Origin of the sequence: Marinilabilia salmonicolor (genome assembly GCF_003003035.1) — a bacterium.
Classification (GTDB): domain Bacteria; phylum Bacteroidota; class Bacteroidia; order Bacteroidales; family Marinilabiliaceae; genus Marinilabilia; species Marinilabilia salmonicolor_A.
In genome coordinates this window covers 154,114-165,170 of record NZ_PVTS01000004.1, presented here as the reverse complement: position 1 = coordinate 165,170, position 11,057 = coordinate 154,114, and the positions used below count along the sequence as shown (strand labels likewise).

At 40.9% G+C, this 11,057-nt stretch carries 13 protein-coding genes; 10 read left to right on the top strand and 3 right to left on the bottom strand.

From position 1 onward, the window contains the following. Positions 1 to 20 precede the first annotated feature (20 nt). The 6 genes from BY457_RS05585 (at position 21) to BY457_RS05555 (ending at position 2,834) form a co-directional block, all read left to right on the top strand. Complete coding sequence (locus BY457_RS05585) at positions 21 to 338, top strand: Na+/H+ antiporter subunit E (RefSeq protein WP_106152338.1); 318 nt, start codon at positions 21 to 23, stop codon at positions 336 to 338. A gap of 1 nt (position 339) precedes the next feature. Next, the gene (locus tag BY457_RS05580; protein ID WP_106152336.1) at positions 340 to 627 is read left to right on the top strand and encodes a monovalent cation/H+ antiporter complex subunit F; all 288 of its coding nucleotides are present in this window, start codon (positions 340 to 342) and stop codon (positions 625 to 627) included. Beyond that, positions 624 to 959 carry a monovalent cation/H(+) antiporter subunit G gene (gene mnhG, locus BY457_RS05575; RefSeq protein ID WP_106152335.1) on the top strand — a complete coding sequence of 112 codons (336 nt, stop codon included), beginning with the start codon at positions 624 to 626 and terminating at the stop codon, positions 957 to 959. The genes BY457_RS05580 and mnhG overlap by 4 nt, the downstream gene beginning before the upstream one ends. 383 nt (positions 960 to 1,342) lie before the next feature. Continuing rightward, positions 1,343 to 1,573, top strand: a complete 231-nt coding sequence (locus BY457_RS05565) for a hypothetical protein (RefSeq protein WP_106152334.1) — start codon at positions 1,343 to 1,345, stop codon at positions 1,571 to 1,573. After that, positions 1,563 to 1,910, top strand: a complete 348-nt coding sequence (locus BY457_RS05560; protein WP_106152333.1) for a type II toxin-antitoxin system PemK/MazF family toxin — start codon at positions 1,563 to 1,565, stop codon at positions 1,908 to 1,910. Before BY457_RS05565 ends, BY457_RS05560 begins: the two co-directional genes overlap by 11 nt. A 174-nt stretch (positions 1,911 to 2,084) precedes the next feature. Beyond that, positions 2,085 to 2,834: a nucleotidyltransferase family protein gene (locus tag BY457_RS05555; RefSeq protein WP_258176630.1), complete on the top strand. Its 750-nt coding sequence runs from the start codon at positions 2,085 to 2,087 to the stop codon at positions 2,832 to 2,834. Between the two features lie 614 nt (positions 2,835 to 3,448). Here the strand turns inward: BY457_RS05555 and nhaD are convergent. Continuing rightward, positions 3,449 to 4,834, bottom strand: a complete 1,386-nt coding sequence (gene nhaD / locus BY457_RS05550) for a sodium:proton antiporter NhaD (protein ID WP_106152331.1) — start codon at positions 4,832 to 4,834, stop codon at positions 3,449 to 3,451. Positions 4,835 to 5,134: 300 nt separating this feature from the next. On the opposite strand from nhaD, the gene nhaA reads away from it, so the two are divergent. Further along, positions 5,135 to 6,472, top strand: coding sequence for a Na+/H+ antiporter NhaA (gene nhaA / locus BY457_RS05545; protein WP_106152330.1), 1,338 nt, complete (start codon positions 5,135 to 5,137; stop codon positions 6,470 to 6,472). 110 nt (positions 6,473 to 6,582) lie between these two features. Here nhaA and BY457_RS05540 read toward each other — a convergent pair whose 3' ends face one another. Together BY457_RS05540 and BY457_RS05535 are read right to left on the bottom strand one after the other, a co-directional pair. Continuing rightward, positions 6,583 to 6,852, bottom strand: a complete 270-nt coding sequence (locus BY457_RS05540) for a DNA-binding protein (RefSeq protein WP_106152329.1) — start codon at positions 6,850 to 6,852, stop codon at positions 6,583 to 6,585. 185 nt (positions 6,853 to 7,037) lie between these two features. After that, positions 7,038 to 7,733 (bottom strand): phosphatase PAP2 family protein, encoded by a 696-nt coding sequence (locus tag BY457_RS05535; protein WP_106152328.1) that lies wholly within the window; start codon positions 7,731 to 7,733, stop codon positions 7,038 to 7,040. Positions 7,734 to 7,868: 135 nt separating this feature from the next. On the opposite strand from BY457_RS05535, the gene BY457_RS05530 reads away from it, so the two are divergent. The 3 genes from BY457_RS05530 (at position 7,869) to BY457_RS05520 (ending at position 11,050) form a co-directional block, all read left to right on the top strand. Continuing rightward, complete coding sequence (locus tag BY457_RS05530; RefSeq protein WP_106152327.1) at positions 7,869 to 8,807, top strand: diacylglycerol/lipid kinase family protein; 939 nt, start codon at positions 7,869 to 7,871, stop codon at positions 8,805 to 8,807. 356 nt (positions 8,808 to 9,163) lie between these two features. After that, the gene (locus BY457_RS05525) at positions 9,164 to 9,742 is read left to right on the top strand and encodes a YceI family protein (protein ID WP_106152325.1); all 579 of its coding nucleotides are present in this window, start codon (positions 9,164 to 9,166) and stop codon (positions 9,740 to 9,742) included. Positions 9,743 to 9,790: 48 nt separating this feature from the next. After that, positions 9,791 to 11,050, top strand: coding sequence for a hypothetical protein (locus BY457_RS05520; protein ID WP_106152324.1), 1,260 nt, complete (start codon positions 9,791 to 9,793; stop codon positions 11,048 to 11,050). Positions 11,051 to 11,057: the final 7 nt, after the last annotated feature.

The window sequence follows — 11,057 nt, the reverse complement described above, 5'->3', positions numbered from 1 at the left end:
GAACAACTAATTAACTAAAAATGAAACCACTCTATTTCATATACTTTTTCATCTACTACGCCTTCAAGGTCACCGAATCCGGTTTGGCCATTGCCATGCAAGTGGTGAAGGGAAGTCGTGGAGAAGATGGTATGCTCATCGAATATCAATCAACACTTAAGAAAGGATGGAGGGTTGTTCTGCTTTTTAACCTCATTAGTATGACTCCCGGATCTATGAGTATTGACATTGACTCTGAGAACAATAAAATACTGGTTCATCTGCTCAACAGGAGTGACCATGCCGATTTTTTGAAAGTGACCGGTAAAATTGAAAGTTTGTTATCTAAAGCTTTGTGATATGACCCATGCCGATGTTTTTTTGGAATATGCCGCACTCATTGCTTTGTATATTTTTTCTATAAGTCTCATATTCCCCTTCTTACGTCTTTTCAAAGGACCTACCCTGCCCGACAGGGTTGTGGCCCTCGATCAGATCGGAGTTATTATTGTTGGAATGATGGTATGCGACGTCCTTTACACCAGGGAGAAACTCCTTCTGGATGTGGTATTGGTTGTAGCCTTTATTCTGGCTTTTGGATCAATGATTATTGCCCGTTATCTGTATAAACAAAACAAAGACCAATGATGGAATATATTGTAGGAGCCATATTGTTAATCAGTGCAATCGTTGTTTTAATTGCCTCTGTCGGTATCTGGCGATTTAAAAATTTGTATGCACGAATGCATGTCGTTACCAAAGTTTCATCTCTGGGATTATTGCTGCTGCTCATTGGTGTCAATCTGTTGTTTCTCGATTGGTTTGTATTGCTTGAATCTGCCATTGTATTCGGAGTACTGGTATTCCTCTCACCCGTTGCAGCGCATGTAATTGCCCGCGCAGCCCGCAGCATTGGCACTCCCGGAACTACCGACGAACCGGAAAGCGGCATTTCTGATGAAAGCAGAAAGGAACGTTGATTGCTCTTTTTTGGGTAATATTATTGGGAGGCAACATCTATTAATAGAGTCTGTCCATCAACCCGGTAAAATTTGTTTTTAATTTCTTGTCAGAAATTGCGAATTTCGAGGCTTGCGACCGCGTGCCGCCTATAGCTTTAGCACCGTGCCGTCAGCAAGCCTTTGGCGACCGATAGGTGGCGCAAGACGCAAAAAACGTAGTCCTGAAATAGCTTATGTAAGGTTTTTGAGCAAAAAAACAACAAAAAGCACTATCGGGATGAGTATTTTGGCGGCAAGCGTAACTACGCAAGTGGTAATTCATGGGCAGAAACTAAACACACTTGATAAACATACAAATAAGATATACCTTTGTAATATACAAGTAAAAAAAATCATGTGTTATGAAAACAGTATCCCTGAAAATAGATGATTCGATTTTTGGTGAGACAGAAAAAATTCTCTCTCGAATTAAGAAACCAAGAAACCGTTATATAAATGAAGCTTTAGACTATTACAACAAAGTTCAGCGCAAAAATATTCTTGAGAAAAAGCTTAGGAAGGAATCGGAAATAGTTAAATCTGATTCTATGTCTGCACTAAAAGATTTTGAGGAGATAGATTATGCAGATTAAACAATTCGAAATTTGGATTGCAGACCTAAATCCACAAATTGGGACTGAACCGGGAAAAACAAGACCTGTTTTAACGATTCAAACAAACCTGCTCAATAATATTCCTCATCCCTCAACCATTGTTTGCCCGATTACAACAAACGTGAAAAGAGATTCTGAAATATTAAGAGTACACATAAAAAAAGGAACAGCAAATTTACATCAGGCTTGTGATGTTATGATTGACCAAATCCGAGCAATTGACAATAAACGTCTGACAAACAGGGTTGGTGTTCTTCCTGACAACCTGATAGAATTGGTAAAAGAAAACATTCAGATAGTATTAGATCTTGAATAAAGCACGACACCACAATTCCATTTTCAGGTTTTGATATCTTCATTTTATCGCAACGAATAAATGACGAAAAGGATAGTAATTCTAGTCAAATAGGTGGGCTTTGTGGTATAAGTTATGACCATATTTGACTAACAAAAGACTATTCACCACAACCTACTGACTAACATCTACCAAATGAACGCAATGCTGTTTGCTGCCGGTCTGGGCACACGATTAAAACCTCTTACCAATAATAAACCAAAGGCTTTGATTGAAGTCAACGGAATGACTATGCTTAAGATGGCTCTGCTCAAAATGGAGAATGCAGGAATCAGCAAAGTAGTGGTCAACGTACATCATTTTAGTGATCTGGTCATTGAGGAAATAAATCGCTTTCGTTCTGACAGGATGGAAATCGTTGTATCGGATGAATCGGAGCAATTACTGGACACTGGCGGAGGCCTTCTTAAAGCCCGTCCCCTGTTCGATAATAAAAATCCTATGCTCCTTTACAACGTGGATATTGTGACCACCGCCAATCTAAAAAAATTTATATCATTCCATCAGTCGCACGGGGAACTTGCTTCACTCATGGTAAAGCAACGCCACACCACCCGGCATCTGCTCTTCAATGAACACATGGAACTGGCGGGATGGGAAAACCTGAAAACCGGTGACAAAATCATAACCAAAGAAACCTCCAGATACAACGCATTCGGTTTCCAGGGAATACACATCGTAGAGCCCCGGATTTTCGATTTAATTCTTGAAACCGGGAAATTCCCCATTATGGAGCTTTACCTCCGGCTGGCACGTAACCACACATTCAGAGGATACGAAAGTCAACACGACTTGTGGTTTGATATTGGCACTCCCGAAAAACTGGAAACAACCAAAAAAGCAATTGAACAGATGAGTGAAGATGATAAAAAACTGCTATACTGAAGCTTTGTTCTAACAATAGATCGTTAGACTATTAGATTTAAGATGTAAGACAATTCATATAATGATGATAACCTGTGTTTTAAGCGACAAAAAACCATGTTCTGCAAATAGTTGAATTTTTCCGAAACTTCGGGATAACGGAGTATTGTTCTAACTACCTTATACATAAACCAGGTAATATGTAAACAGGCTGAAAGCCTAAACGAAATAGCCCAGGGCAACGCCCTGGGTTTTGAGGTATCCCCCACGCCCCCTCTCATTATTGGTCGCGACGCGACCAATAATGAGAGGGGGGGATTGATTTAATACAATTTCTTTTAAACCTTCGGCCTTAATAAAACAAAGCCTCACCCTACCAATGCGACATTATGTATTCCTTTAAAAGGAAAAGGCCACGCTTTTGGGAGGACTGAACTATTCACAATTTTTCTATTAAGATGTTCAACTACCTGCCAAATAAAAACTTCCTCAAAAAATTAATTTGAAAATAATTCATTGTTCTCTTCATCAATTTTCTTTACGTTGCCAGTATTTATTGGTATTCGATCATATCATTAAGAAAGTACATGAATCGTCCAGGCTAAAACTATTATTTCCAGATTCACCTGCTCTTTTTACCAGGCAAACATCAGTAAATAAGTGCCTGCACCGGCAATATAGCCCAATAAAGCCAATAAACTTATTCGTTTCAGATACCAGAAAAATGGAATTCCTTCCATGCTCATGGCAGCCACTCCTGCAGCCGAACCAATGATAAGAATACTTCCACCTGTTCCTGAGCAGTATGCCAGAAAGGACCAAAAATTACCATCCACAAAGAAATCGGAAGCCATGGCCACATCTGCTACCTGTGGCACATCGTACATTCCCATCGATGCAGCCACCAAAGGGACATTATCCACAACAGATGACAGAAAGCCAATAATGATATTAATCCCGTAAATATTGGAAACATTTTCATCCAGCCATTGAGCCAGCAGGTTAAGATGACCCGCTGTTTGAAGGGCTGCCACCGCCAGTAGTATTCCCAAAAAGAACAGGATAGAAGCCACATCCACCCTTTCGAGAATCTTAACAATACTCAATTTCCTTTTATCCAAAACATTTCGTCTTTTCAAATGACGATCGGTGTACATCCACAGAGCACCCAACCCGAGCAACATCCCCAGAAATGGTGGTAACTGAGTCAGTCCTTTAAACACCGGAACTGCCACAAGCGCCAGTATTCCGAAAACCAAAATTTTCAACCGGTCTTTATAGGGAATAAACTCTGCCGATTCATCAGGTTCCAGCAATGGACGATTGGTGGCTCCTTTCATCACCAAAGAAAGAATGGCCAGGGGCACCAACATCGTGACAAGACTGGGCAAAATAAGCGTTTTCACAATGCCCGCAGCTGTAATCTGACCACCTATCCACAGCATAATCGTGGTAACATCACCCATGGGCGACCATGCACCGCCCGCATTGGCAGCAACAACCACCATCCCTGAAAAAAGCCAGCGATTATCCTGTTTTGAAAGCAATTTCTGGAGCAAAGCAATCATCACAATGGTTGTGGTAAGGTTATCCAAAACTGCCGAAATGAAGAAAGTCAGCACACTAATGATCCACAACAACTTAATTCTGTTTGTTGTATGAATTCGGTCTGTTATAATCCTGAACCCCTGGTATCGGTCAATTACCTCCACAATGGTCATAGCTCCCAACAGGAAAAAGATAATGGAAGCAACATCTCCCAAATGCTCAATAACAGCATGCTGCGTAACAAACTCCATGACCTGGGCGGTCTCAGGAATTCCCAGACCGGAAGAAAAATCACTCCAGTTCCGGTTTAAATGCATACCCATTATTTGTGGAGCATCAATAACCAATAGTGTCCAGAGAATAGCTCCGGTAAACAGGGCCGTAGCCGCTTTATCAATTTTATTGACGTGTTCAAAAACAATCAACCCATAGCCCAGAACAAAGACTATGATCATCGCATAAAAGAAAAACATAAGAATAAATATTAGAGAGAGAGGTAATTTTTTGACACCGGCAAAGGTAGAGTCCTTTGCGTCTGATTATCCTCCCCTGGCTCAGTTTTAAGAATGTTTAACGCAGGAAGGAGTCACTATTCAGACAAAATCTATTTTATCACAGAAAAAAAGATGACAATTCAATGCCACACAGACACATATGTAAAAAGACATATATATACAAAGCTCTAAATATATAAATTAGCTGAAACATAATACAGGTAAGTTCGTAAATAGCCGGGACAACAAAAAAGAATAACAAAATAACCAACATTAAAAATGAAGAGAACTCAATTCCCTAAACCCAATCTGACAGATCCCATACAGTGGTTTTTAAAACATGTTACCAGTGGTGGTGTATTGTTAATATTTGTAACCTTTCTGGCGTTGCTTTGGGCCAATTCCCCCATGAAAGGATATTACGAATCACTCTGGGAATATGATTTCATCCTGGGGTTGGCGCCCTTTGAACTCAAAAAGTCATTACTGCACTGGATTAACGATGGCATGATGGCCATTTTCTTTTTTGTGGTAGGACTGGAAATCAAACGGGAATTTATCGCGGGAGAGTTAAGTTCGTTCCGCCAGGCCATCTTCCCTGTTTTCGGAGCTATTGGGGGCATGGTTGTCCCGATTCTTTTATTTGTCTCATTTGGTTTCTCCGGGGAGATGTCTCAGGGATGGGGAATACCCATGGCCACAGATATTGCCTTTTCTCTGGCCATTTTAGGAATTCTGGGGAAAAAGGTTCCTTTAAGTTTGAAAATATTCCTTACAGCCCTGGCTATTGTCGATGACCTCGGAGCAGTGTTGGTCATTGCCATGTTTTACAGCAACACCATTTTGTGGTACTATTTGTTCTTTGCACTGGGATTATTAATGATTTTATTTGCCGCCAATTATTTTAACATACAAAATCTCTATCTCTACACTTACGTGGGATTTATCATCTGGCTTCTGTTCCTCAAATCAGGAATTCACCCCACCATTGCAGGTGTTTTAGTAGCCTTCAGCATACCAATGCGTCCTAAAATTCACATCAATGACTTTATGCCTAGGATAAAAGAGGGGCTAAAGCATTTTTCGACCTTACCACGTGATGATAAAAAATTTGTAATGACCAACAAGCAGTTGGCTGCAATCGATCAAGTAGAATCGCTGGTAAAGAAAACCCAAAGCCCGCTGCAGATGATTGAACATAATCTCAGCGGAGTGGTCAATTATCTTATTCTTCCACTTTTTGCGCTGGCCAATGCAGGGGTGACAATTCTGTCCCCGGGTTCTCCGCTGTCCAGCGGGGCCATTCTCAACGACTTATCCATCGCCATTGCAGTAAGTCTGGTTTTTGGAAAAGCCATCGGAATTTCACTCTTCTCATGGCTGGCCGTAAAGCTGAAACTTTCTGTGAAGCCTCGTAACATTCCATGGAAAGCTTTTGTCGGACTCGGGTTTATAGGAGGTATCGGATTCACCATGTCGCTCTTTATCTCAAGTCTTGCATTTGAAACCCAGGAACTGATGAATCAAGCCAAAATCGGTATTTTCTTTGGCTCCATTGCGGCAGGGCTTATCGGATTTTATATTCTAAAATCATCCTTAAAAAAAGAAGTTGCATAACTGCTGCCTGACCATAAAAAGGGGGGTGTTCTCATAATTCTGAAAACACCCCCGGGTTCCACATAGTATCATAATAAAACCTCACCCTTTCAGGTAAGGCAACGCTTCAATCAGTTACTCATATGCACTTCTCTTTTTCCTTCAATGATTTCTCTGGCCATATCCAGGATGGTGGTATCGTCAAGTTCCACTACGCCACCATCAGGGCCTTGTTCCAGATGAATTCCAATACTTCTGCCCCGATCGTAGTTGGCCCCTCCGAAATAATTTCTGACTGTCTCTACGTCGAGGTTTAACGAGTCGGCAATGCTGCGAATACTTCCCTCAGGCAGACTATCCTTAATCTTCCTGAGCTGATTGAATGTTATTGTAGTGCTCATAATTGAAATGATTTAAAGAGGTTATTGATATTGATGTGATATAAAAATAAGAAAAAAAAGGAAGGTTTAAAACAGATTTAACATCAAAAATATTGGTTTTAACAAAAATTATACTTCACCCCTTCTTGTTTCTTAAATAACACGCTCAATATCAATCCAATTAAGGCACCAATGTAAAAGAAATCCTAAACCGTGAGCGGCAGAATTATTTTACCCGACAGCAATATTAAAACAATAGTGATGAGTCCCGTAAAAACGACCAAGCGTACATTTGACAATGAGAACTCCCGTCTTCCGGCTGTTGGGGTTATGCTGTCAGGAATCAAAAGGAATCTGGAAGCAACTTTCCGGTACATCCAATAAACAAACCAACCTATAACGGATCCCAATACTAAGCCACCCAGAATATCTCCCGGATAATGCACCCCCATATAAATACGGGAATAACTATTCAACGCTGCCCAAAACAAAATAAATACGGTGTACCATCGAAATCGGAACAGAAGCAATGAAAACACTGCTAAACCAAAGGAGTTGGTTGCATGAGAGGAGACAAAACCATACTTCCCTCCTTTTTTGCCATTGATCAGATCAACCAATCCTTCCAGGGCAGGTTCATGTGACGGACGAAAACGCTCAAATCCCTCTTTGAAAATATTGGTGGAGATTTGATCACACAAAAGCACCATCAAACCAAGAAAAACAATGGTCACAAAACCTTTAATTCCCTGACTCTTAAAAATTGCATAGAGTATCATTACATACATCGGAACCCAAATGGTTTTACTGGTAATCAACCAGAAAACAGCATCAAACAAAGGTGATGTGAATGAGTTTAAATACAGCAAAAGCTCCTGATCCAATTGAATTAATGTTTCCACGACTTTGTATTTTAGTTTATCAAAGAAAATAAAATTATCTCACTTTTCTCATAAAAATTGTCCATGACTAACACAAATGAGGTATTTTCAAAAATATATATGTAAATTTGTGGCCGCAAAACCAACAGGTATTGAATGAAAAAGAAGGCTTTATATATTATCAATCCGGCTTCCGGCATTGGACGCCAGAAAGACATGGCAAAGCTTATTCAGAATGAAACAGATGCTTCGCGTCTGGACATTGAGATTCTTTTTTCAAAGCACCCTGATCACGCATTCGAAATAAGCAGGCAGGCAGCCGGAAATTTCGACATTGTTGTGGCTGTTGGTGGCGATGGAACTGTCAACGAAGTTGGCCGCGGGTTGCTCAATACCGAAACAGCACTTGGCATTCTCCCTACCGGATCGGGCAATGGACTTGCCCGCTTTCTGCAAATGCCATTCAAGGTCAATAAAGCCCTGGATGTCATCAACCATGGAAATATAAAATCCATTGATGCCATCAAAATCAACGACTATTACTCATTAAACGTTGCCGGCATTGGTTTTGATGCCTACATCAGTCATCAGTTTGCCCATAAAAAAAAGCGGGGCCCCCTGGCCTATATGCAACTCATATCCAAAGAGTTCCCCAAATACAAATCAGATCATTACAAAATAGAGATTGACGGAGAATTAACAGAACTGGATGCTTTTCTTATAAGTTTTGCCAATTCCAGTCAATATGGAAACAATTTCCACATAGCTCCACAAGCCCGTATTGACGATGGATTGATTGATGTTTGTCTGATCAAAGATTTTCCGAAATATACCGCTCCGGCCTTGCTAATAAGCCTGGTCGATCAATCTATCGACAAAAGCAAATACGATAAGATTGTTAAAGCACGAAAAATAACAATCAACCACCCACACCCCCTGTTGGGACATGTGGATGGAGAACCGGTCAATCTGGGCAAAACCGTGAACATAGACATCATGCCTTTGGCACTTAAAGTGGTGGTGCCTCCGATACATTTACGTCAAACTTCGAATATTCTGCAACCGCTAATGGAGATGATTCCACTGGGAATGTAATCAACTTCACTCCCATTGGGGGATCTTTCCTTCTTGTTTCAACGTAATCCCGGTTAATGACCGGGCCAATCTTCGATTCAAACTTGGGCTCATCATAAACGACACAGTTCTGTAACAGACACATTTTGACTCAATTTTCTACAATCGCCAACCGAATGAATCTTACAGGGAAAATCACCCACTCCATCATACTCTAATCGGGAAAACAAGATCATTGTAAGCAAGGCGAAGCATTCATTTACCTTAAAACTTCACAGGGCAATAATCGATAAAATAAAAAAAAAGACTCCAAAGTATTTAAAACTTTATCATTTTATACTACTTTTGCAATAGGATTAATGTTTTAAACTAAAGATATGACCAGATTTGCATTACAGACACTGCTGATCATTGCTTTGACAATTATCAGTACTACAGCAACCAAAGCTCAAACACTTAATTTGACAGGGAACAAGAATTCGGTTGTAGTTACCGGAACCTCCTCCCTTCACGATTGGGAAATGGTTTTGTCAGATTTCAGGGCTACGGCTGAAGTTACCCAAAACGATGACGGCTCCTTTACCCTGACAAAAGCCGGTTTAACCGGTGATGCCAATAAACTATCGAGCGACAACTCAATGATGGACAAAAAAGCTCATGAAGCTCTGGAAGCAAAAAAAGCTCCTGCATTGACTTTTCGTCAGTCGGCTCCACTGAATATTCAGGCAGGCAATGACAAAAAAGTTCAGATCAAAGGCAACCTTACAATTGCCGGGGAAACCAGACCTGTATCCTTACCCATCAACCTTTCCTATCAGGAGAGTGGAAATATTACGGTAAAAGGAACGGCCACCATTCAAATGAGTGACTATGAAATGGATCCACCGACAGCAATGTTCGGAACGATAAAAACAGGAGATGAAGTAAAAGTCAATATCAATCTTGAATTGAAGTAACAATCATCATTCAACTTATTGCATTACAAACCAATAAAAAAAGTAAATATGAAATTTCAATATTTAGTATTGCTGGCGTTTCTGGCAACAGGTATTACCACCAGCGCACAAAACGACAGAGACTTTAAGAATTTCAGACTTCCCGATCAGCGTGGAATCAATGACTTTGAAGCGCCTAAAGACACAGCCGATAATTTCGACGGTGTTCAGGTAAGAATTGGTGGAGCATCCACCATTCAATTCCAGGCAGTAGATCATGAAAACTCAGGAGATGTGGAATTGATTGAGATTGGTGATAACTTCAATTTGGCAACAGCCAACCTGGACCTTGATGTGCACCTTTATGATGGTGTAAAAATGCACCTTCGCACCTATTTATCATCACGTCACCACCCAGAGCCATACGTAAAAGGCGGATACTTCCAAATCGACAAACTGGATTTCATTCGCGAAGGATTTATGGCTGACCTGATGGATAAAGTAACCATCAAAATAGGTCATATGGAAAACAATTACGGTGATGCACACTTCAGAAGAACCGACAATGCAAGAGCCATTTACAACCCATTTGTGGGCAACCTCATCATGGATGCCTTTACCACAGAAGTGGGTGGAGAGGTATATTACCGAAGCAATGGCTTTATCGGAATGGTGGGTCTGACAAACGGAAAGCTGAACCAATCGGTCACCAATCCCGGCACCACAAAAGCATCATTCGTTGGAAAAGTTGGTTATGACAAACAAATTGATGAAGACTTCAGATTCCGCCTGACCGGTTCTGTTTACACTACCGGAGAAAGTGCAAGGACATATCTGTATGCCGGCGACCGTGCAGGATCACGTTACTATTATGTAATGGAAGCTCCGGATGCTTCAGCTTCAGGAAACTTCCGCTCAGGACGATGGAATCCGGGTTTCAATAACGAACTGACTGCTTTTATGGTCAACCCATTTGTGAAGTTAGGCGGCTTGGAGTTTTTCGGAGTAATAGAATCTGCCAGCGGAAAATCCAACGGCGAAGCTGACACAAGAAACTTCACACAACTGTCAGGAGAATTAATATACCGCTTTGGCAATGAAGAGAACTTTTACGTAGGCGGACGCTACAATACAGTTGGCGGTGAAACTGCCACCGGAGAAGACGTTGACATCAACCGGGTGCAGTTAAGTGGTGGTTGGTTTATGACCAAAAATATTCTTGCCAAGGTAGAATATGTAAGTCAGAAATATGACGGATTTGCTACCGGAGACATTCTCAATGAGGGCAAATTCAACGGCTTGCTGTTAGAAGCTGCCATCAGTTTCTAATCAAGAC

Bases quoted from the DNA above. Each gene is read 5' to 3' on its own strand.
- BY457_RS05585 (WP_106152338.1), top strand. From the start codon at position 21: ATGAAACCACTCTATTTCATATACTTTTTCATCTACTACGCCTTCAAG.
- BY457_RS05580 (WP_106152336.1), top strand. From the start codon at position 340: ATGACCCATGCCGATGTTTTTTTGGAATATGCCGCACTCATTGCTTTG.
- mnhG (WP_106152335.1), top strand. From the start codon at position 624: ATGATGGAATATATTGTAGGAGCCATATTGTTAATCAGTGCAATCGTT.
- BY457_RS05565 (WP_106152334.1), top strand. From the start codon at position 1,343: ATGAAAACAGTATCCCTGAAAATAGATGATTCGATTTTTGGTGAGACA.
- BY457_RS05560 (WP_106152333.1), top strand. From the start codon at position 1,563: ATGCAGATTAAACAATTCGAAATTTGGATTGCAGACCTAAATCCACAA.
- BY457_RS05555 (WP_258176630.1), top strand. From the start codon at position 2,085: ATGAACGCAATGCTGTTTGCTGCCGGTCTGGGCACACGATTAAAACCT.
- nhaD (WP_106152331.1), bottom strand. From the start codon at position 4,834: ATGTTTTTCTTTTATGCGATGATCATAGTCTTTGTTCTGGGCTATGGG.
- nhaA (WP_106152330.1), top strand. From the start codon at position 5,135: ATGAAGAGAACTCAATTCCCTAAACCCAATCTGACAGATCCCATACAG.
- BY457_RS05540 (WP_106152329.1), bottom strand. From the start codon at position 6,852: ATGAGCACTACAATAACATTCAATCAGCTCAGGAAGATTAAGGATAGT.
- BY457_RS05530 (WP_106152327.1), top strand. From the start codon at position 7,869: ATGAAAAAGAAGGCTTTATATATTATCAATCCGGCTTCCGGCATTGGA.
- BY457_RS05525 (WP_106152325.1), top strand. From the start codon at position 9,164: ATGACCAGATTTGCATTACAGACACTGCTGATCATTGCTTTGACAATT.
- BY457_RS05520 (WP_106152324.1), top strand. From the start codon at position 9,791: ATGAAATTTCAATATTTAGTATTGCTGGCGTTTCTGGCAACAGGTATT.